The sequence below is a fragment of the Halomonas sp. YLB-10 genome (assembly GCF_003856855.1).
Classification (GTDB): Bacteria; Pseudomonadota; Gammaproteobacteria; order Pseudomonadales; family Halomonadaceae; genus Halomonas; species Halomonas litopenaei.
Genome location: NZ_RRCU01000001.1, coordinates 863,320 through 883,831, shown reverse-complemented (window position 1 = coordinate 883,831; position 20,512 = coordinate 863,320). Strand labels below are relative to the sequence as shown.

The 20,512-nt window shown below is 64.7% G+C and carries 15 protein-coding genes; 3 read left to right on the top strand and 12 right to left on the bottom strand.

The window, feature by feature from the left end:
• Positions 1-2: 2 nt before the first annotated feature.
• The 4 genes from EBB56_RS03660 to nhaD all read right to left on the bottom strand — a co-directional run bounded on the left by EBB56_RS03660 (position 3) and on the right by nhaD (position 6,303).
• The gene (locus EBB56_RS03660) at positions 3-2,864 is read right to left on the bottom strand and encodes an EAL domain-containing protein (RefSeq protein ID WP_124802807.1); all 2,862 of its coding nucleotides are present in this window, start codon (positions 2,862-2,864) and stop codon (positions 3-5) included.
• Positions 2,864-4,084, bottom strand: coding sequence for a hypothetical protein (locus EBB56_RS03655; RefSeq protein ID WP_231498440.1), 1,221 nt, complete (start codon positions 4,082-4,084; stop codon positions 2,864-2,866). The genes EBB56_RS03660 and EBB56_RS03655 overlap by 1 nt, the downstream gene beginning before the upstream one ends.
• Complete coding sequence (locus EBB56_RS03650; protein ID WP_231498441.1) at positions 4,053-4,565, bottom strand: substrate-binding domain-containing protein; 513 nt, start codon at positions 4,563-4,565, stop codon at positions 4,053-4,055. The genes EBB56_RS03655 and EBB56_RS03650 overlap by 32 nt, the downstream gene beginning before the upstream one ends.
• 259 nt (positions 4,566-4,824) lie before the next feature.
• The gene (gene nhaD / locus EBB56_RS03645) at positions 4,825-6,303 is read right to left on the bottom strand and encodes a sodium:proton antiporter NhaD (protein WP_045991758.1); all 1,479 of its coding nucleotides are present in this window, start codon (positions 6,301-6,303) and stop codon (positions 4,825-4,827) included.
• Between the two features lie 258 nt (positions 6,304-6,561).
• Between nhaD and EBB56_RS03640 the strand changes: the two genes are divergently transcribed.
• Positions 6,562-7,278 carry a DUF3581 family protein gene (locus EBB56_RS03640; protein ID WP_045991757.1) on the top strand — a complete coding sequence of 239 codons (717 nt, stop codon included), beginning with the start codon at positions 6,562-6,564 and terminating at the stop codon, positions 7,276-7,278.
• 256 nt (positions 7,279-7,534) lie between these two features.
• Here EBB56_RS03640 and chrA read toward each other — a convergent pair whose 3' ends face one another.
• Complete coding sequence (gene chrA, locus EBB56_RS03635; protein WP_124802805.1) at positions 7,535-8,755, bottom strand: chromate efflux transporter; 1,221 nt, start codon at positions 8,753-8,755, stop codon at positions 7,535-7,537.
• Positions 8,756-9,040: 285 nt separating this feature from the next.
• Positions 9,041-9,766 carry a hypothetical protein gene (locus EBB56_RS21825; protein ID WP_052704305.1) on the bottom strand — a complete coding sequence of 242 codons (726 nt, stop codon included), beginning with the start codon at positions 9,764-9,766 and terminating at the stop codon, positions 9,041-9,043.
• Between the two features lie 408 nt (positions 9,767-10,174).
• Here EBB56_RS21825 and EBB56_RS03625 point away from each other — a divergent pair, with 408 nt between their 5' ends.
• Positions 10,175-10,531 carry a DUF427 domain-containing protein gene (locus EBB56_RS03625; protein ID WP_045992174.1) on the top strand — a complete coding sequence of 119 codons (357 nt, stop codon included), beginning with the start codon at positions 10,175-10,177 and terminating at the stop codon, positions 10,529-10,531.
• A gap of 195 nt (positions 10,532-10,726) precedes the next feature.
• On the opposite strand, the gene EBB56_RS03620 is transcribed toward EBB56_RS03625, so the two are convergent.
• Together EBB56_RS03620 and EBB56_RS03615 are read right to left on the bottom strand one after the other, a co-directional pair.
• On the bottom strand, positions 10,727-11,260 hold the full coding sequence (locus EBB56_RS03620; RefSeq protein WP_124802803.1) for a methylated-DNA--[protein]-cysteine S-methyltransferase: 534 nt from the start codon (positions 11,258-11,260) through the stop codon (positions 10,727-10,729).
• Entirely contained in the window at positions 11,244-12,755 is a 1,512-nt protein-coding gene (locus tag EBB56_RS03615) for a DNA-3-methyladenine glycosylase 2 family protein (protein WP_260425277.1), read from the bottom strand. The genes EBB56_RS03620 and EBB56_RS03615 overlap by 17 nt, the downstream gene beginning before the upstream one ends.
• 113 nt (positions 12,756-12,868) lie before the next feature.
• Between EBB56_RS03615 and EBB56_RS03610 the strand changes: the two genes are divergently transcribed.
• Entirely contained in the window at positions 12,869-14,179 is a 1,311-nt protein-coding gene (locus EBB56_RS03610; RefSeq protein ID WP_045992173.1) for a DUF2252 domain-containing protein, read from the top strand.
• A gap of 13 nt (positions 14,180-14,192) precedes the next feature.
• Here the strand turns inward: EBB56_RS03610 and EBB56_RS03605 are convergent, their stop codons facing one another.
• From EBB56_RS03605 to EBB56_RS03590, 4 genes are all read right to left on the bottom strand, one after another.
• Positions 14,193-15,068 (bottom strand): SDR family oxidoreductase, encoded by an 876-nt coding sequence (locus EBB56_RS03605; protein WP_124802801.1) that lies wholly within the window; start codon positions 15,066-15,068, stop codon positions 14,193-14,195.
• A gap of 95 nt (positions 15,069-15,163) precedes the next feature.
• Positions 15,164-17,128, bottom strand: coding sequence for an acyl-CoA synthetase (locus EBB56_RS03600; protein ID WP_124802799.1), 1,965 nt, complete (start codon positions 17,126-17,128; stop codon positions 15,164-15,166).
• Positions 17,129-17,202: 74 nt separating this feature from the next.
• Positions 17,203-18,642 carry a coniferyl aldehyde dehydrogenase gene (locus EBB56_RS03595; RefSeq protein WP_124802797.1) on the bottom strand — a complete coding sequence of 480 codons (1,440 nt, stop codon included), beginning with the start codon at positions 18,640-18,642 and terminating at the stop codon, positions 17,203-17,205.
• Entirely contained in the window at positions 18,639-20,453 is a 1,815-nt protein-coding gene (locus tag EBB56_RS03590; RefSeq protein WP_108448039.1) for an FAD-dependent oxidoreductase, read from the bottom strand. The genes EBB56_RS03595 and EBB56_RS03590 overlap by 4 nt, the downstream gene beginning before the upstream one ends.
• Between the last annotated feature and the right edge of the window lie 59 nt (positions 20,454-20,512).

The window sequence follows — 20,512 nt, the reverse complement described above, 5'->3', positions numbered from 1 at the left end:
CACTAGTTTACCGAATCGATGTCGATCACTGGATCGAAGGCGAAGACCTCTTTGAAGGGCACAGGACGGCCAAGGTGATACCCCTGGCCATAGGTGATGTTGTAGGACGACAGCAGCGGGATCAGCGCCTCCTGGTCGACGAACTCCGCCACGGCCTGTTTGCCGAAGCCGGTGGCGATGTCCGACACCGCCTTGACGATGACGCGGCTGTCGGGATTGGTCGCCAGGCTGCGGATGAAGGAGCCATCGATCTTGATATAGTCCACCGGCAACTGGCCCAGATAGTGGAAACTCGAGAAACCGACGCCGAAGTCGTCCAGCGCGGTCCGACAGCCTAGATCACGTACGCTCTGCAGCACCCCGCGGGCGGTGGAGAAGTCGGTGACGGCGGCGGTCTCGGTAACTTCCAGCACCAGATGATGGGGATCGGCCTGGCTCACCGTGAGCAGGTTGGCCAGGTACTGCTTCAGCCCTTCGTCGTGGAGCGACTGTCCCGACAGGTTGACCGCCAGGCTGATGCCCTCGAGCCTCGCCAGGGCATGCACGCAGTGATGCAGCACCCAGCGATCGATGGCCACGATCTGGCCTGAATGTTCGGCCACCGGGATGAAGCGTGCCGGTGATATCAGGCTGCCATCGTCGTCGCGCATGCGCAGCAGCACCTCGTAGTGGCGGATCGAGCGATCCTCCAGCCGCACGATGGGCTGCACCATCAGCACGAAGTCACCCTCCACCAGGGCTCGGCGAATACGGTCGACCCAGTAGACACGCTCGTTGAGCTCATCCCGGGCGTTTTCCAGAGTGGCCAGCAGGTGCCAGCGTTGCAGGTTGCTGGCCTTGGCCTTGTACATGGCCACGTCGGCGCTGGCCATCAGGTCGGCGGGGGTGGCGCCCTCGGTGGGGAAGGGGACGATACCGATGCTCGCGGTGACCCGGTGGCGACGTCCTTCGGCGACGAACCCGAGGCTCTCGAACAACTGGTTGAGGTGCTGGGCGACGCGGATCGCGTGGTCGTCGTCGACCCCAGGCAGCAGCAGGGCGAACTCGTCGCCGCCGAGGCGCGAGATGACCCCTCGGTGGGCGTACTCCTGCTGCAGCAGGCGGGCCACGGTATGCAGCATGCGATCCCCGGCATGATGGCCGCTGAGCTCGTTGACCTCCTTGAACTGGTCAAGGTCCAGCAGCATGACCACACCCTGCTCGTCACGGGCCAGGGCCTTGCGCAGCGACTCCAGGAAGAAGCGACGATTGTAGAGCTCGGTCAGCGGATCGCGCTCGGCGAGCCAGGTCAGTCTGGCCTCGGCGGCTTTGCGCTCGGTGATATCAAGTCCCACCGATATGCGTGCCAGGGAGGCTTTGGCACCGCTCTTCAGCGGGCTGTGGTACCAGATGATGGTGCGTGGCTCCCCATCGGGAAGGGTCAGGGTGCGTTCTTCCTGATGCAAGGGCTGGCTGGGCTCGCTGTCCCCCGGGCCTGCGCCGAAGATGTCGTCGAAACGACGCCCCAGCAGTTCCTGGGAGGGGCAGCCGAGCTGGTCCTTGAGGTAGTCGTTGACCATGTCGATGCGCCCCTCTTCGTCCAGCGTGAGGATATGCACCTGGGCGGTATCGATCAGATTGCTGACAAAGTCCCGCTCCCTGGCCAATTCATCGATACGACGTGCCAGCTCATCCCCCCGCTGAGCCACCTGGCGCTGCAGGCGCTCGAGCTTGTCGGCCAGGGTCAGGGTGCTGGATTCCAGCACGTCGATCTCGTCCGGCAGGCGACGTGGCGCCAGCGGCAAGGCTTCGCGCGCCTGGGAAAAGCCACCACTGGCCAGCGGCGGCAGCACCGAGGCCACCCGGCGCAGTCGAGCCATGGGACGCAGCAGGATCGCCAGCAGCAGGAGTTCGGCAGACAGCCAGCCAAACAGACTGGCCATCATCTGGGTCCGGGTATCGAGCTGGATGGCATGGATCTGGGTGGTGATGTCCGAGATCAGCACGAAATAGGCGGGTGCACGAGCCCCGGAGGACGAGGTCAGCGGGACGGCGGAAAGCTCGAGATGACGTCCCTGCTGTTCGAGGCGCAGGGGTTCCTGCGCCAATGCCTCGAGGGAACCTTTTCGGCTTGCCTGGTGCAGCAGCGGCAGGCTCTGTGAGGCGTTGGTCACCGCCTGTACCCGTCCCTTCCAGCCGTCCAGTCGACGTGGTTCAAAGGCGGCTTCGGTGGCGCTGGTATCGACGCTGATCAGGGCGACCTCGCTGGTGGATATCTCGCGAGTCTGGCGGGCGACGTCCGCCAACGAGCGAGACAGCAGCAGGGTGCCTGCGCTGCCGCCGCTGGCCAGTATCGGGACCACGGCATACTGGCGGCACTCGGGAGAGCACTCGAGCGGCGACAGGGGGAGCTCCCGGGACATGACGCTTTCCACCCAGCGCCGATAATGAGGCGGCGGCGACTGGCCTGGTTCGAGCCCCAGCGACATGACCGCACGGGTGCGATCATCGTAGACCAGCATCTGTTCGATACCCGCCTCCAGCTGGAGCGAGGGCCACAGTGAGGCCAACGCAGGGGACAGCGCCTCGGGCGGTGACGGCGGGGCCCCCTGCTCCAGCGCAGGGCCCAGGTCGGGCGAGGCCGCGATCAGTCCCGCCAGCTGCTGCAACCCTTTTTCCGAACGGCGGATGGCGAACTCGAGCTCACGCTGCTGGCGCTCGATCTGCTCCTGGCGCGTGGCGGTGAACTGACGTGTCAGGTTGGTGTGAGACAGGTAGGTGAACAGCACTGCCAACGCCACCAGCAAAAGGCTGGTGAGGGTGACCACTCGCCATGTGAGGCCCAGGCGAAGGCGCTCGGGGCGTGACGGGCTGGTAACCGGCATCAGAACCTCAACGAGAGCTGGAAGAGCCACATGTTCCAACGTCGCTCGGTGTCTTCAGGATCTGGATTATCCTGAACCGGCAGCCAGGCGGTCCCGTCCACATAGTGATATTCGCCCGCCAGCATGACCCGTGAATGGGGCTGCCACTGTAGACCGAAGGTCCAGTCATTGGCGTACTGGGAGTGGGCCGGACCACGGCCTTCGCGTTCGTAGTCGGTGCCGTTGCGGTCGTCGCGGTCGTTGACCAGGCTGTCGTAGCGGACCAGCCAGCGCCAGTCGTCGAGGAAGCGCCGGCGATATTGCACGTACCAGCTTTCACCCTGGTTCTCGTTGTCCTCGAAGGCGTCGAAGCCGGTGAGGCTGACGTCGCGCAGCGCGTACTCCGCGGTCAGGCTCCACAGCTCGGCGTTGTATTGAGCAGAGAAGATCCACGGCTGGAAATCGAGCTTGCCGTCTCCGGGAAAGGCACCGGGGGAATCGTAGTCGGCCTTGACCGAAGCCGCGCTGACGGCAAATACCATGCGACCGCCGTCGTGTTCGTAGCGCACCTGGCCTACCGCCGAGGTGTCGGCGTCGAAGGAGCCGGGTAACACATCGAGACCCAGCACCTCTTCCACATCGTCATCCACCTGCGCCTGGCCGACACCCAGCTGGGCATGGATCACGCCGTTGTCGATGCGCTCTTCGTGGTAGAGGCTGACGCCGTCGGCAGACAGCCCCAGGGAACGGGTGCGGTCGAAATAGATCGACTGTGGCAGCAGAATGCTGGGGCGGGTAAAGGCCACGTCCCGGGTCTGGTTGTAGAAGCCGAAGGGATTCTTGAAGCGCCCGACCTGAATGCCGAAGGTGCGATCCCGGTCGGACAGCATCTGCCAGTCGACGATACCGTAGTCGAGTTCCACCGAACCGTTGTCGACCTCGCCGGCGCGCCGGCTCAGGGCCTGGGCGGCCAGCAGCAGGTTCTCGGTGGGTCGGATGGAGGCGTTGATGCCGAGCTCCGTGTAGTCCCAGCTGCCGCCACTATCGCTGCTGTCGCCGAACATGTTGTTGTCGTCGGTGATCACCAGCGCCTGGCTCAGAAAACCGTGCACCTGGAAGGTGTCCAGGGGGGACGCCTGTGCGGTGGACACCAGCAGCAGCGGCACCAGCAGCGAAGGCGCCAGCAGCCCCAGGCGGCAACCCACCGACCTAATCCCTGGCAATGGCTTGGACGCGCTCATCCAGATACTCCCTTTCGATGTAGCCGATGGCTCCGGGGGTGGTGGCCACCGTGTCGATCATGTCTTGCTGACTGCGCACACGATGTGGCGCCTGCCCGGTACCCGAAAAGACGATGCGGTCCCAGGCCAGCTGCAACTGGTGAGGATAGACAGACAGCCATTCCTTGACGAAGGTGGCGTGGACGGGGTCGTCACTGGCCAGGACGTACACCTCCGCGCCTTGCCCGCTGGGCCAGGTGCGCAGGCGCATGGCAAAGATCGCCCGCAAGGTATCGCGGTCGAGCTCGTTCAGGGCAAGGCCAGGATGAGAAATGACCACCACCTCGTCTGCGGTCTTTCCCCACGCAGCCGTGCTGGCCAGCCCTCCGGAGATCAGGACCGTCCAGATGCAGAACAGGAGGCGAAGAGATAACCGACGCATCAACGCAGCCTCTCTGCAGCCTCGATGGAGGACAATCGCCACCTGGAGAGTGGCATCCACTGTGTCATAGTGCTCCGGATTCCCTGCATGGCTTCCTTGCGACGTCGCATTTCTTGGGCTTGGCCGCAGAAAAACGCTCTTTATAGGTAGATAGCCAGATGTCGTTACGCATCAAATGCGCCCAGCTTGTGCATTAACAAGCTTATCCTAAGGTGAGTCACTGTGGGGGAAAAGAGAGGTAGTAAAGAGTTTATGCCACCAACGCAAGGCGATGTGGTGCTTGCGAAGGTGGCATGGCAGAGAGAGGGACGGCCGGGATTCAGCCCTGAATGGCGAAGCTGGCCTGGTTCAACCACAGGTGCGCCGCGACGCTGGCGGCGTAGCCCAGCGCGATCACCGGGGCCCAGCGCAGGTGGCCCATGAAGGTGTAATAGCCGCGTGCCTGGCCCATCAGCGCGACGCCAGCAGCGGAACCGATCGACAGCAGGCTACCACCGACGCCAGCGGTCAGGGTGATCAACAGCCAGTGGCCGTGGGACATCTCTGGCTCCATGGTCAGTACCGCGAACATCACCGGAATGTTGTCGACCACCGCCGAAATGACACCGAGCGCGATATTGGCCCAGGTCGCGTCCCACTGGTTGTACATCACGTCAGACAGCAGTCCGAGATAGCCCATGAAGCCAAGACCGCCAACGCACATGACGACACCATAGAAGAACAGCAGGGTGTCCCACTCAGCCCGGGCGACCCGGTTGAACACATCGAAGGGGACCACGCTGCCGAGTTGCTCGAGCTTCTTCCAGTCGCCCTTCTGGGTATAGACGGTGCGCTTGCGGTCCAGCGACTTGGGCAGGCTCTTGCGCAGATAGAAGCCAAAGAACTGCAGATAGCCCAGTCCGGTCATCATGCCAAGCACCGGCGGCAGGTGCAGCAGGGTGTGGCAGGCAACGGCGGTGGCCACCGTGAGCAGGAACAGGACGATGATGCGGCGTGCCCCACGCTTGAGCTCCACCGTCTCCTCGAGGCTGTCCGGGGTGCGATTGTGGATGAAGAAGCTCATCACCACCGCCGGGACCACAAAGTTGATCAGCGAGGGAATCAGCAGTTCGAAGAACTCCTGAAATTCGATCAGGCCGGCCTGCCAGACCATCAGGGTGGTGATGTCGCCGAAGGGGCTGAAGGCGCCACCTGCGTTGGCCGCGACCACGATGTTGATGCAGCAGAGATTGATGAAGCGCTTGTCCCCTTCGGCCACCTTGGTCACCACCGCACACATCAGCAACGCCGTGGTCAGGTTGTCGGCGATCGGCGAGATGACGAAGGCAAGGCCGCCGGTGAGCCAGAACAGGGTGCGGTAGCTGAAGCCTTTCTGGACCATCCAGGAACGCAGGCCATCGAAGATCCGGCGCTCGTCCATGGCGTTGATGTAGGTCATCGCTACCAGCAGGAACAGCATCAGCTCGGAGAATTCCAGCAGCGTCATATGGAAGGCATGCTCGGCCTCATCCGGCATACCGGATTGCACGTAGGTCCAGCCGATCAGCGCCCAGATAAGGCCTGCCGCCACCAGCACGGGCTTGGACTTGCGCATGTGCAGCTTTTCTTCCGCCATCACCAGGGCGTAGGCCAGCACGAAGATGGCCACCGCCAGAAAGCCGGCGAAGGAGCCGGTGAGGTCGAGTTCTCCGGTCACCGCCTGGCTGGCTCCCGCCAGGGTGAGCCCCATCAACAGCAGAGCGGCGAGGACGAGCCAGCGACCCGGTCGTCGTATCCTCTTGTTGTCATAATTATGCATGACGATGTCATCCTGAAAGTGAATGAGAAAGGGAGAAATCGACGTCGAGACTACCACAGCGTTTTGCACTGCAATATGCTGCCAAAGGCGCGCTGGAATGCACCTTTGGTAGGAGTAGTGAGGCCCTGTCCGGTTGTCGGGGCAAGAATCTGTGCTAGTTGATGCCGGCGGTGCTCATCTCGGCAGGTTCTGTGGCATCATGCTCGCCTGGAGAGCCTCCGGGAGCTCCATCTTGAGTTTCAGCCAGGCGCCTGCTCCATGTTTCTTGATGACTACCACTCCTGCGTCGATGATCGCATCGTGATTTCCGCTGACCAGGCGAGCCGCTTCGCCAAGTGCATAGCCGGCGACTTCAACCCCATTCACACACCGGGCGCACGGCGGTTCTGCGTACCGGGCGACCTGTTGTTCGCTCTGGTGCTGAAGCGTTTCGGACTGTCGCCGCACATGAACTTTCGCTTTCTCGCCATGGTGGGGGCGGATCGGGCGCTCAGTTTTCGCGAGGAAGGCGACCGGGTGATACGGGTGCTGGACGATGACGGCAAGTGCTATCTGGAGGTCGAACGGCGCGGAGAGGTGACCTTCGACGAGAGCGTCGTCGAAGCCTTCACGCGCTGCTACGTGGCGTTTTCGGGAAAGAACTTTCCTCACTACATGAAGCCGCTGATGGAAGACTGCGGTGTCATGTTCAATCCCAAGCGGCCGCTGGTGATCTACGACAGTATGGGCTTTTCGCTGACGCGACTGGATGCGCTGGCGCCAGCGTTACGGCTGCTGGATTCCCGCCTGGAGGTCATCGGCAAGCGCGGTGACGTGCATCTCGAGTTCGCCATTGACGCCGCTGGAGAAAGTATCGGTCATGGTGGCAAGAAGCTGGTGGTCAGTGGCCTGTGTCCCTATGACGCCGAGGCCATGGACGACATCGTCGACCAGTTCTACCAGTTGAAGCGGGATCACGCCGGCACTCCCTGCTGAGTCCGGGCCGGACCTGACGGCCGGCTGCTGGTATCGCCGGCGTCGGGAGCGACACCTTCTTCATGGGCAGGCAGGCACCTTTCGTACCAGCCAAGCCCTAGGCGCTGTCCGAAAAGTCGACGAGCGAAGGTTAGACAAGGCAAAAATCGGTGAGAAAGCGCAGTTTACGGGGTGTAAATGAGCATTTTGACCGGGCTGGCGCACCAGCCGATTTTTAACGCCGTATTACCGAGCGCAGGCACTTTTCAGACAAGCCCTAGCCCAGCAGCCCCCTGACCAGCCCCAACGCCAGAAACGCCAGCACCAGTGCCCACACCGGCAGCCGCTTCAGCAGCACGAATCCTGCCACTACGATCGCCACGTCGAGGGTCGAGACGATGGCGCTTTGCCACACCGGATCGATGAAGGCGGCCCCCAGCAGCCCGACCACGGCGGCGTTGGCACCGCTCATGGCGGCCCTCAGGCGAGGGCGACGGCCGAGCCGTTGCCAGGCCGGCAACAGCCCGATCACCAGCAGGGCCCCGGGAAGGAAGATGGCGACCAGCGCCAGGGCGCCCGCCCACACGCCACCGGCAACGCTGCCCAGATAGGCGGCGAAGGTGAACAGCGGCCCCGGAACAGCCTGAGCGGCGCCGTAGCCAGCCGTAAACTCCTGAGTCGAGACCAGCCCGCGGCCGACCACCTCGGCGTCCAGCAGCGGCAACACCACATGGCCCCCGCCAAACACCAGTGCGCCGGCGCGATAGAAACCGTCGGCCAGCGTCGTCCAGGCGTTGGGCGAGAGCCAGTGCAGCAGGGGCAGCCCTCCCAGCAGCAGCGCGAACAGCACCAGGGCAACGGGACTCGCCCAGGACGCCAGCGATGGTGCCGGCACGCCAGCGTCGTCGGTCGACGTTGACGTCGCGCCTTCCAGCAGCAGGAGACCTGCCAGGGCTCCCAGCACGATGACCGCCACCTGGGCGCCGATGCCGCCGACGACCAGCATGATGGCAAGCGCCACCAGCGCCATCCCGGCACGCGGAAGATCCGGGCAGAGACTGCGGGCCATGCCGGTCAGGGCCTGGGCGACGACCACCACGGCGACCAGCTTGAGCGAGTGGATCAGCGCTTCGCCAAGGGCGCCGTCCATGGCACCGGCACCATAGGCGAAGGCCATCATCGCCAGTGCCGAGGGCAGGGTGAAGGCGAGCCAGGCCAGCAGGGCGCCGACCAGGCCGCCGCGGATCAGTCCGATGGCAAGCCCCACCTGGCTGCTGGCCGGGCCGGGAAGAAATTGGCACAGCGCCACCAGTTCGGCGTAGGCGGATTCGCTCAGCCAGGCTCGGCGCTTGACGAAGACCTGATGGAAGTACCCCAGATGAGCGACCGGACCGCCGAAGGACGTCAGCCCGAGGCCAAGGAAGGTCAGAAAGATATCCAGGTGGCGTCGCGGCTGTTGTCGGAGGGGTTGTTGCGATTGTTGAGGGCTGTGTTCCATGACGTCACCGCGAAAAGTGGCAGTCCAGTCTGGCACCTCGAGGTGACAGTGAAATGAAAGGAGATAACGGAAGGCCGGTGGCATGGACAGGGGGCGTCATGCCCCCTCTCTGTCTGCGCTCTGTCTCCACCCTATCTCAACTCAATCTCCACTCTATCCCCAGTCTGGCCGACTGGCCCTTCGGCCAGGGCCCCATCCCGCCAGTGAGCCAGCGCAGTCACTTTTCAGACAAGCCTCGGGCTTTGACCGAAACGTCGACTAGCGCCAGTACTTTTTAGGCAAGCCTTAGCGCAGGTAGAGGCGGCCCTGTTCGTAAAGACTGCGGCAGTCGCTGGCGTCGTGGAAGCGATCGGCTTCGATATTGCCGCTGGCAACGCCGGGGCCGGCGAAGCGAGGATCATCGCACTCACCGTCGTGGCTCCACTGGCTGCCGTCGTCGCCCCACTCGATCTCGCCACCGACGTAGCTGCTCGATGCGCTGGCAGAGGCGCCGGCCGACGCTGCACTGCTGGTGGACAGCGACTCGGATACCACCAGGGTCGCGGGTGCCAGCTGGCCGCTGCCATCGTAGCTGCCGACCCAGACGTTGTAGTTGCCGCTGGGGGGCGAGGTCAGTACCACCGCCGGATCGGTGCCGTCGGCGTCATCGCTGCAGTGCCAGATGCCGCTGGCGTCGTAGACCACCAGGGTGGTATCGCTGGCCGAGGTGGCGGCGATCTTCAGCGGATAGCTGCCGGCGGTGTAGTTGATGTCCACATCCGGAGCCTCGGCGTTGACGAAGCCGGCGCAGTCGGCGCTGACCACACTGGCCCGGGTATTGCCGCCGGCCATCACGTCGAGGGTCTGGGGATCCGGCTGGAAGCCGGCGCTCAGGGTCAGGGTGGAATAGACCGGAGCGGCGGACCAGTCGAGCTGCTGGGCCACGGCAGGCTTGCTGGTGGACATGCCGGCGCAGGCGGTGGTCAGCAGAGGAAGCGCCAGAATGAGGGAGGTACGTGCGAAGGGGGGCATCGGATGTCCTTGGATGAGCGTTGGATGGCGACGGGGCGAATGAGACACCAGGTCAGTCGAACGAGGGGGCAGTCGAATGGACGGACGACATGACAAGAGCGACGCCCGAATTTCAGCGCACGCCCGGTCCTTAGCATAAAAAACCTGGATATCGGATACCACTTAATAAGCACTCACTAGCTCTGGGCGATAGTGCTGTGCTGAATCGGCGCATCAGGCTGAATCAGCAAAAAGTACGCTGAAAGTGTGTTCTACAGGCGTGGTACTGTGATTCATGGAAATTTGAGAGCAGGCGATGGCGTCGGGGGTCTTCGGAATGGGCCCGCGCAGGGCACCCGGGAATCCGGTTCGGTCTTCGCCAGCACTCGACGAGACCGTCATCTTCCCGACACGCAGAGGATGCTGCCGATGGATACCCCCCGTACGGAGCGAATCTCGATCTACCCCTTGACCACCCGCGTAAGAGTGGACGTCGAAGGCCAGGTCCTGGCCGACACCCTGCACGCGCTGGAACTCACCGAACCGGGCTACCCGCCACGTCTCTACCTGCCTCGCAGCGACGTCGACATGAGCCGTCTGGTGGAAAGCGACACCCGGACCCACTGCCCGTTCAAGGGTGACGCTCGCTACTTCCATGTGGAGGTCAACGGCCGCCGTTACGAAGATTCGGTGTGGAGCTACGAACAACCCCTCGATGGCGTCCAGGCGATCCGCGCCCACCTGGTATTCGATCCCAGGGTGGCGACCGCCAGCGTCGAATCCTGAAGAGGGGCCGCTTGGCGATAGAGAGCCCTGTCAGGCGGTCAGGCTGCCAGAAACTGGTCAGCACAGCTCCAGCGGCACTTCCTGGGCCTCGAAGGCCAGCAGTCATTGCTTGCGCCCCATGCCACCTGACGATAGAGAGCCCTGTCAGGCTGCCAGGCGGTCAGGCGGTCAGGCGGTCAGGCGGTCAGGAACTGGTCAGCACAGCTCCAGCGGCACTTCCTGGGCCTCGAAGGCCAGCAGCCATTGCTTGCGCCCCATGCCACCTGCATAACCCGTAAGGCTGCCATCACTGCCGATGACCCGGTGGCAGGGCACCACGATGGCGATGGGATTGCGTCCGTTGGCCGCGCCCACCGCCCGGTGGGCTCCCTTGCGGCCGAGTCCTTCGGCGATCTGGGCATAGCTTCGGGTCTCGCCGAAGGGGATCTCCGACAGCGCCTTCCACACCTGACGCTGGAAGTCGGTGCCCAGGGGATCCAGCGGCAGCGAGAAGCTCTGGCGTCGCCCCTGAAAGTAGTCATCAAGCTGTTCGCGGCAGGCGCGAGTGTGCTCCGAGGGGCGAGCCGTGATGGTCTCGGCACGACCGATGTCGATAAAGTCGAGTCGGGCGACGCCGCCAGCGGTAGCGGCGATGACGATGGCTCCCAGAGCGTCGACCTCGGGCGGATGGTAGACCTCGAGTCCAGCGAAGGCGTCGAGACAGGCGATGGGATCAAGGGTCGTTGTCATGGTCATGACTCCAGAGTTGCAGCAGCAGATAGCTGCGCCAGGGGCGGGCCTTGTCAATGTCAATGCCGATGTCGCTGTCGCCCCCAGCCAATGAAGGGGGGGACAGGACGCGTCGAATCACGGCGTCACCGGCGAGCCAGACATCGGGATCGCTTTCGCCCCTTAGACGGGCGTAGCCGGCGGTCCAGGGGCCGATGCCGAGAATGTCCTCCCAGTGCGGAGGCTTGCGCTCGTCACCTGCCACCGCCTCGGCCAGGCGTCGAAGCGTCTGGCGTCGGCTGTCGGGCATGCCGAGAAAGGCAAGCGGCGAGCCTGCCAGCGACGCCGCGCTCGGAAAGTGGCAGCCACCGTCCGGGGTCCTCTCGCCGAGGGCATCGACCAGCGTCTGGGTCAGGGCGCGCGCCTGGACGAGGCTGACCTGCTGGCCGAGTACGGCGCGAACGGCAGCCTCGAAGGGTGACCATAGCCCAGGCAGGCGCAGGCCTTCCACCAGTGACAGACCGGGAGCCGCGTCGCGCAGGGTCGCGTCGATCAATGAGGGGGTAGCGTCCAGGTCGAGCATGCGCCGAATATTGGCGATGACGCCGGTCACCTGATTCAGATCGTCGATGACCAGTTCGACACGAAAGCCATGGCGTTCGGGCTGATGGAAGGCGGTGAAGTGCCCACGGGCGCTACGCCAGCGGAAACGTCGGCCGTAGTGATCGTCGCCGACCCACTCGAGACCGCGGATCGCTCGGCGAGCGAAGAAGTCGTGCAGCGTGGCGAAGGCGTAAGGGGGACGATAGCCGAGGGTCAGGCTCAGGCACTGGCCGAGCCCCTGCCCCGTGTCCTTGCGCGTGCTGGTGCTCGACACGCGCCGGCGAATATCACGGGGGCTGAGTCCGATGCGCTCGCGGAACACCTCGTTGAAGCGTCGTACGCTGCCGAAGCCGCTGGCCAGCGCGACCTCGCCGATGGTCAGGCTCGATTCATGCAGCAACTGTTTGGCGAACAGACAGCGACGATGCTGCGCATAGCCTGATGGCGAAATGCCCAGGTGGCGCTGAAACAGCCCTCGCAGATGGCGAGCTCCGATACCGAGCCGTGCGGCCAGGGCCTCGACCGAGTCACCATCCAGCGCGCCCTGGTCGATCAGCGCAAGCGCTCGCTTGAGGGTGGTGTCACTACCTTGCCAGGCAGGCGAGCCCGGGGCGCTGTCGGGACGACAGCGCAGACACGGTCGGTAACCCGCCTGGAGCGCGCCCAGCGCACTTTCGTAGTAGCGCACGTTGTCTTCCCGCGGCAGTCGCGCCGGACAGATGGGCCGACAGAAGATACCGGTGGTCAGCACCGCCACGAAGAAGCGACCGTCGAAGCGTGGGTCCCGACTGAGCCGGGCTCGTCGCAGCGTCGCGAGATCAAGCGTCATGGGGTGGGATGCGCGGGCGCCTGATGCGTGGCCCGGGGCGCCTGGCTGGCGGGTGGCGTTCAGGTTGGTGGACGGCGCAGGCATGTCCCTCTCCCAGACGGTATGCTTGAGGACAAGTCTATCGCGTCCTTGTCCCCACAATGGCGGAAATCGGCACTCACTGGAAGATCGTTGTCCCCCCCGCACAGGAGAACCGCATGTCGCTACCCTTGACTCGCCACAATCGTCCGCGTCAGGTGCTTGACGCCATCGAGGCAGCCAATACCGGTCTCAGGGAAGACGACCGGCAGGCCAAGTTCGACAAGATCGCGGCCTCGCCCTACGCCTTCTTTCGAGGCACCAATCATCTGTACTGGGCCGATGTCTGGCATGACTGGCGCTTTTCGCTCTACGGCGGTCAGGTCGACACCCAGACCTGGTTGCAGGGTGACGCCCACGCCTTCAACTTCGGCGCCTATGGCCACCACGATGACCACGTGCGCTACGGCATGGACGATTTCGACGACTCGCTGATCGGTGACTATCAGTATGATCTCTGGCGCCTGGCCATCAGTCTGGTGCTGGACGCCCACGACAATCAGGGTCTTTCGCCCAAGGCGCTGCGCCGTGGTCTCAAGCACCTGGTGCTTGCCTACCATCGGGAGCTTGCCGACCATCGCCGAGGCGAGACCCCAGGGTACGTCAATGTGGAGAGCGCCAAGGGGCCGCTCAAGCCGTTCATGCAAAAGGTCGAGCGCAAGAAGAGTCGGGCCAAGATGCTCGACAAGTGGACCCGGCTCGACGATGACGGCCGCCGGCTCGAGCGTGAGGGCAAGCTGTCCAACCTGCCTGCCCACCTGGACAGCCAGTTGCGCAAGGCCATCAACGAGGAGTATCGCGATACCCTGAAAGGCGAGCGCAGCGAGTCCGAGGACGAGCACTTTCGCATCAAGGACACCGCGCGGCGTCTGGATGCGGGCACCGGTTCACTGGGACTGGACCGTTTCTACGTGCTGATCGAGGGTGGCAAGGACCACGAGCACGACGATGTCATTCTCGACGTCAAGGAGCAGCCCGGGCCGGCCGGGCTGGTGCTGATGAGCGAGGCCGGCAAGCGCGCCTGGAAGGCGACCTTTCCCCATGAGGGCATTCGCCATGCCGCCGCTTTCCACGCCATCGCCGAACACCCGGATATCTACCTGGGCTGGCTGCACCTGGGCGACAAGGTGTTCTCGGTGCGCGAGCGCTCGCCCTACAAGGAAGACTTTCCTACCCACAAGCTGAAGGGCGGCAAGGACTATCGCCAGCTGGTAAAGCAGTGGGGTGGCATCCTCGCCCGCGAGCACCTGCGCGGCGCCGCTGCGCTGACGCCGGACGATCCGGGCCGTTTTGCCCGGGCGGTCGGCCGGCGGGTCGACGGTCACCTCGATCAGGTGGTCGAGATGGTGACCACCCTGGCGCACAGTTACGCGCGTTGTGTGGCCCAGGACCATCAGACTTTTGTGCAGTCACGCAAGGATCGGCAGTGATGCCTGGCCTGGCTCAGGTCTGCCCGCCCGGCTCCAGCGGCTCGCGGGCAGGGCCTCGATAGACCCGCGCCAGGGTCCGCGTCATCAGCTTGCGTGACAGACCCGGCACCAGGCGCATGCCAAGGGTGGCCAGGCGTGCCTGGCGGGTCGGCACGATCAGGTAGTCACCCTTGTGCAGTCCCGTGAGGGTATCGTCGGCGATGGCGTCCAGGCTGGCCTTGGGGATGGACAGGGTCTGGGCGCGATTTTCCGGCGTCCGGCCCTGTTCCAGGGTGTCGACCATGGGCGAGTCGAACTCGCCTGGGCACACCAGCTGTACACGGATGCCCTGGGGCGCGAGCTCGTAGTAGAGCGACTCGGTCAGCCCCACCAGGGCGTGCTTGCTGGCGCAGTAGGGGGTGTAGCCGAAGACCCCGGTCAATCCCGCCACCGAGGCAATATTGATCAGCCAGGCCGCGGGGGCATTGCCCTTGTGTCCGTGCTGGCGCCCGCCCTGGGCCGCCAGGAACGGCAGCGCCGCCCGAGTGGCGTTGAGCGGGCCGAAGTAGTTGACCTCCATGACCTCGCGAAAGTCCCGCTGGGTCAGTGTCTCGAAGTAACCCTCGCGCATTACCCCGGCGCAGTTGATCAGACCGTCGATGGCGCCGCTTTCGGCGGCGATGGCGGCCATGGCCTCCTGCGTCGCGGTTTCATCGGTGACGTCCGCCACCCGACAGTCGACCACCGCCGCCGGCGACTCGCCTCGCAGCGTCTCGAGCGCGGCAAGCAGGCGCTGTTCGTTGCGGGCCACCAGGGTGACCCGCGCGCCCTCGCGTACCAGCCGCTGTGCCAGCGCCAGGCCCAGACCCGAGGAACCTCCGGTGATGACGAAGTGACGATGTTCGAACATGGTGGCTCTCCAGCCGCCAGCCTGTCATGGCAGTCTGACAAGCGTGGCCTCTTGTGGATGGTGGTGGTCGACGGTGTGCCAAACGCTCTCGGTGATCAGGATGCCTGTCGCCAGCGACAGGGAATCGGGAAGGCCTCGAGGCGGGCCTTGAGAGAGGAAAGATCGACATCGCCCGGCACCCTGATCTCCGCCACCAGGCCGAGGGTCGCATCCTGGCATGCCGTGATTCGAGCCACCCCGGGCCCCAGTTCGGCGTTGGCGATCTCGCCATAGACCCGGGTGACCGCGTCCTGTCGCAGGGCCGGCTTGAACACCTTGCCCACCGCCGTCAGCGGAATGCTGTCGAGGATCCAGATGTTCTTGGGGATGGCGGCCTTCTCGGCCAGGTGGGCCTGACAGTGGCTGAGCAGGTCGTCCTCGTTGACCTGGCGATTGGGCTGCAGGCTGACGTAGGCCACCGGCAGTTCGCCGACCCGCTCGCAGGGCTTGCCCACGGCAGCGGCCATCTGCACCGCGGGGTGGCGGTAGAGCGCGTCTTCGATCATCTGCGGATCGATATTGTGCCCCCCGCGGATGATCAGATCCTTGGCGCGCCCGGTGATCCACAAATAGCCGTCGGCATCCTGGCGGGCCAGGTCGCCGGTGTTGAACCAGCCATCCTCGACCCAGATGTCGCGGTTCTGTTCGGGCCTGGAGTAACCGTCGAAGACGTTGGGGCCGCGGATCAACAGCGTCCCGATCTCGTTGACTGCACAGTCGTGCAGGTAGCGGCCCTGGTCGTCGAGGGCGACCACCCGGGCACCGGTATAGGGCAGCGCCAGGCCCACCGATCCGGTGCGACGCTCGCCTGCGAGCGGGTTGGCCATGCTGCCGCAGGTGCCCTCGGTCATGCCGAAGCCCTCGATCAGCGAGATGCCGGTCAGCTCCTCGAAGTGGCCGTGGACTGCCCGGGGCAGGGGGGCGCCGCCGCTCAATGCACTTTCGAGGCTCGATACCTCGGCGTCACCGAAGGGCACCTCGAGCAGGCGAGAGAAGATCGCCGGCACCGCACTGAAGAAGCTGACCCGGTGGCGCTCCACCAGCGACCAGAAGTTGTCGACCAGGCCGGGGCTGCGGAAGCCGCCCGGGGTGGCCAGCAGAATCTCGGCGCCGATCATCAGCGGCACCAGGCCGGTGATCAGTACGGCGTTGACGTGAAACAGCGGCAGGCCACAGAGGATCACCGCGTCCTCCCGGTGGCGAAACAGCATCTGCATCATCGCCGCGTTGGCCACCTCGTTGGCGTGGCTATGGGGTGCCAGCTTGGGCAACCCGGTGGTGCCCCCGGTGTGGAACAGCGAGGCGCGCTCCTCGGGGTGAATCCTACGTTCATTGATGAGCCGATCGGCGGGGGCCCGATCGAGGCAACGGTCGAAGTCCTCGCACCAGTCGGCGGCGTCGGGCAGCGGCAGACGTTCGCGCAGTGCCCGGGCTTCGTCGTCGCCGAGAAAGCGCGCGGCATCGACGTACAGCACCTTTTCAAGGCTTGGTACCCGGTCCTTGATGGCTTCCACCTTGTCCCAGATGTCGCTGCCCGGAAAGGGCGCCAGCGCCACCAGCACTCGGGTGCCGGCGGCGTTCATGATGCCGGCGATATGCTCAGGCTCCAGCATCGGGTTGATCGGGTTGACCACGCCGGCCGCCTCGCCGCCCCACAGGGTGAAGTGGGTCTGGGGCAGGCTCGGCAGCAGAAAGGACACCACGTCGTCTGCGTCCACGCCGAGGCGGTGAAAGGCGTTGGCAGCCTGCACCACACGGGCAAGAAACTCGGCGTAGGTGTAGCGCTGTCCCTGCTGCTGGGCCGTGGCGTCCATCACGAAGCGCAGCGCGGTGGCGTCGGGTCGGCGCCTGGCGCTGATCTGAATCAGCTCGAGGGTGCTGTCGGGCAGCTCCAGCGAGGTCCACGGGGTCGCCTCGATGACCTCGATGTCGTTGCGATCGCGAATCGCCGGAAAACGGCGAATCCGCTCGAGGTAGGAGGGCAGGGGCGAGGCTGCGGCGGAAGCGGTGTCGATGGTCATCTTGGTTTCTCGAGGCGTCGCGGCGTCAGGACCAGGCGCGACAGCAGCAATCGTAAGTGTTGTTGTCGAACGTGCTAGCGGACCAGCCACTGCATCAGTTTGAGGACCTTGTGGGTGGTGCTGGTGTAGGGCGGTATCAACAGTTTCATGCTGTCGACAGGGCCCTGACGGTAGACCGGGCGCATCTTGGAGAAGGTGATGAAGCCGTCGCGGCCGTGGTAGTGACCCATGCCGCTGTCTCCCACGCCACCGAACGGCAGGTCATGCTGGCCCACGTGCAGAAGGGCATGGTTGACCGAGACGCCGCCCGACTGGATACGCTCGATGTAAAGGTCCACCAGCGCCCTGTCCTGGGAGAACGGATACAGCGCCAGCGGACGAGGACGTGCGTTGATGTAGTCGATGACTTCTTCCGGCTGGCGGTAGGTCTTGACCGGCAGCAGCGGACCAAAGATTTCGCGCTGCATGATCTCCATGTCATCGGTCACGTCCAGCACCAGGTGCGGGGCAAACTTGCGGGTCTCAGGGTCGCTGGGCTGTTGCGACAGGGGAATCACCCGCGCGCCCTTGGCCCTGGCGTCCTCCAGGGTCGCCTCGAGCCGGGCGAAGGAGGCGTCGTCGATGATCGAGGTGTAGTCGGGACTGGCGAGATCCGGATAGCGGTGTCCGACGATGCCCTTGGCGGCGTCGACCAGGGCATCCACGCTACCTTCCGGGAGAAACAGGTAGTCCACCGTGGTACAGATCTGGCCGGCGTTGAGCAGCTTGACGAACAGGATTCGCCGAGCGGCCTCGGCCAGGGAGAAGTCCGGGGCGATGATTGCCGGCGCCTTGCCGCCCAGTTCCAGGGTGACCGGGGTCAGGTTGTCGGCGGCGTTGGCCATGACCTTGCGCCCGGTGGCGGTGGACCCGGTGAACACCAGATGGTCGAAGGGCAGGCGGGTGAAGTGAGGCCCCAGCTCGCCGTCGTCGGCGAAGAACTTGAGCTTTTCCTCGGGGAAGTAGTCGGGGCTGAGGTCGATCAGCAGTTGGGCCAGTCGGGGAGAACGATCCGACATCTTGACCAGCGCCCGGTTGCCGGCGGCGAAGATGCCGATCAAGGGGGCGAGGCTCAGGTTCAGCGGAAAGTTCCAGGGCACCAGTACACCGACGACGCCCAGCGGTTGCGGGATAACGCTGTTGCGTGCACCGAAGTAGAGGCTGTGGTCGACCCGCCGGCGCTGGGGCTTCATCCACGACTTCAGGTGCTTGATGGCGTCCTTGATATCGCCGAGCACCACCACGAACTCGCAGAACAGGGTCTCCTCGCGGGAGCGATTGCCGAAGTCGTCGCTGATCGCCTGGACGAACGCCTCCTGGTGGTCCTTGAGCATGTTGGCCAGGGCCTTGAGGTGGCCGATGCGCTCCCGGTAGCTTGGCACCGGCGCCGCCAGATAGGCGCTTCGCTGCTGGTGGAAGGACTGCTCAAGCTGATCGAGGGTGCGGGGATCGGGTGACATCAGGGGGGCATTCATGCGTCGACTCCAGAGGTCGCGGTGGTCGTTGTGGCGGCGTCGCTGGCAATCAGGCCATGCAGGTCGCCGTGGCCGTCCAGCGCCGAGCAGGAGCCCGGCAGGGGCTTGGAAAAGTGGACGCGCGACACCTCGGCGGCCCGTCCTTCATCGAACACAGGCTCCTCTGCCCAGGCGTACTCCGCCAGGGCGAGGATGGTCAGCGAAGGGTTCACCCCCAGGTTGCCGGGAATCAGCGAGCCATCGATGACCCTCAGATTGTGGTAGCCGAAGGCGCGACCGCGATCATCGACGACGCCATCCTCGGCGCTGGTGCCGATGGCGACGCCGCCCATCAGGTGGGCGGTGCTGGGGGCGCCGGAGAGCACTTCGGTGGCCACGTTGCCGGCCTCGCCGCCACCGGCGGCCTCGACGAAGTGACGCGCCGCCTCGTGGGCGATGGGGAAGTAGTTCGACAGCGCCCGGTCATCCTTGTCCTGGTATACCGACCAGCCGGGCTTGAACATGGTGTACCAGGGGCGCTGGCTCTTCAGGTGGACGTAGGTGTCCCTGGTCTGCATCACCAGAAAGATGATCGAGTGTTTCGACTTGCCCACCGGGTTGAGCATTCGCAAGGTGGTCAGCGGCTGGCGCAGGATATTGATCAGCATGCTGACCGAGCGCGGCACCTGACCATGGGTATCGGTCAGCGGCACGGCGCTCTGCAGCGCGAAGGTGGCGTCGCCGTAGCGGGGGAAGCGGTTGATCTCGATACGGGTCTCGTCGTCGGGATCGAACATCGAGGTGATGGTCGGGCCGTGGCAGATTTCCTGGGGCTGGCCGCTGGCGTCGGCGAACCTGGCGGTGTTGACGATCAGCGTCTCGGAGTTGGTGCGGACCTCTCGCCCCAGGCGCGATGACAGCCGGGGCAGGGTCTGATCCTGGTCCCTGGCCTTGAGCAGCAGGGGGATGGTGCCGAATACGCCGGCGGACAGCACCAGGCCCCGGCAACGCAGCCGGTAGGGCTTCTTGGCGAACCAGGCGGTGGAAGACTGCACCGTGATCTCGTAGCCGGCGCTGCCGTCGCGCTGTCCCTTGGCATCAGGCAGCGCCTCGATGCGCGTGACCTCACTCTCGGCGCGTATTTCCACGCCGTTGCGTTCGGCAAACCACAGGTAGTTCTTGACCAGAGTATTCTTGGCGTTGTGGCGACAGCCCATGGTGCAGCCGCCACAGTATTGACAGCTGTTGCGCTCGGGGCCGTCGCCGTCGAAGTAGGGGTCGCCTCGCTTGGCGCCGCTGGCGTCGTCGGGGTCCTCGGGAAACAGCACCCCGGTATTGACCGTCTGGTAGGTGTGTTCGCGGCCCATGCGCCTTGCGGTTTCCTGCAGCGCTTCGTCGGCGGCGTTCTCGTAGTGGCTCTTGGTGACACCGAGCATGCGCTGGGCCAGGCCGTAGAAGGGCGCCAGGCGTTGCTTCCAGTCGCCATGGACCCGGGTCCAGGACTCGGCGGCAAAGACCTCGTCCTTGGGGATCAGGTGCACATTGGCGTAGACCAGCGAGCCGCCGCCGACGCCGACGCCGTGCAGGGCGGTGATCTTGCGGGTCAGGCTGATCTGCAGATTGCCGGTTAGACCGAGCCTGGGGGCCCACAGGAATTTTTTCAGGTTCCAGGAGTTGTCCGAAAATTCCTCGTCCTTCCAGCGCCGGCCCTTCTCCAGCATCAGCACGCGATGGCCCTTTTCCGAGAGCCTCAGCGCGCTCACCGAGCCACCGAAGCCGGTGCCGATGATGATCTGGTCATAGTCGAAACGGTCGTCTTGGCTGGACGTCATGGACTGGCCCCTCACGCTGTCGTTGTTGTCTACACCGAGCATAGTGAAGGCAGGGCCGG

Excerpts from the sequence above, each read along its gene's own strand:
- EBB56_RS03660 (WP_124802807.1), bottom strand. The coding sequence starts at position 2,864 with ATGCCGGTTACCAGCCCGTCACGCCCCGAGCGCCTTCGCCTGGGCCTC.
- EBB56_RS03655 (WP_231498440.1), bottom strand. The coding sequence starts at position 4,084 with ATGAGCGCGTCCAAGCCATTGCCAGGGATTAGGTCGGTGGGTTGCCGC.
- nhaD (WP_045991758.1), bottom strand. The coding sequence starts at position 6,303 with ATGCATAATTATGACAACAAGAGGATACGACGACCGGGTCGCTGGCTC.
- EBB56_RS03640 (WP_045991757.1), top strand. The coding sequence starts at position 6,562 with ATGTTTCTTGATGACTACCACTCCTGCGTCGATGATCGCATCGTGATT.
- chrA (WP_124802805.1), bottom strand. The coding sequence starts at position 8,755 with ATGGAACACAGCCCTCAACAATCGCAACAACCCCTCCGACAACAGCCG.
- EBB56_RS21825 (WP_052704305.1), bottom strand. The coding sequence starts at position 9,766 with ATGCCCCCCTTCGCACGTACCTCCCTCATTCTGGCGCTTCCTCTGCTG.
- EBB56_RS03625 (WP_045992174.1), top strand. The coding sequence starts at position 10,175 with ATGGATACCCCCCGTACGGAGCGAATCTCGATCTACCCCTTGACCACC.
- EBB56_RS03620 (WP_124802803.1), bottom strand. The coding sequence starts at position 11,260 with ATGACAACGACCCTTGATCCCATCGCCTGTCTCGACGCCTTCGCTGGA.
- EBB56_RS03615 (WP_260425277.1), bottom strand. The coding sequence starts at position 12,755 with ATGCCTGCGCCGTCCACCAACCTGAACGCCACCCGCCAGCCAGGCGCC.
- EBB56_RS03610 (WP_045992173.1), top strand. The coding sequence starts at position 12,869 with ATGTCGCTACCCTTGACTCGCCACAATCGTCCGCGTCAGGTGCTTGAC.
- EBB56_RS03605 (WP_124802801.1), bottom strand. The coding sequence starts at position 15,068 with ATGTTCGAACATCGTCACTTCGTCATCACCGGAGGTTCCTCGGGTCTG.
- EBB56_RS03600 (WP_124802799.1), bottom strand. The coding sequence starts at position 17,128 with ATGACCATCGACACCGCTTCCGCCGCAGCCTCGCCCCTGCCCTCCTAC.
- EBB56_RS03595 (WP_124802797.1), bottom strand. The coding sequence starts at position 18,642 with ATGAATGCCCCCCTGATGTCACCCGATCCCCGCACCCTCGATCAGCTT.
- EBB56_RS03590 (WP_108448039.1), bottom strand. The coding sequence starts at position 20,453 with ATGACGTCCAGCCAAGACGACCGTTTCGACTATGACCAGATCATCATC.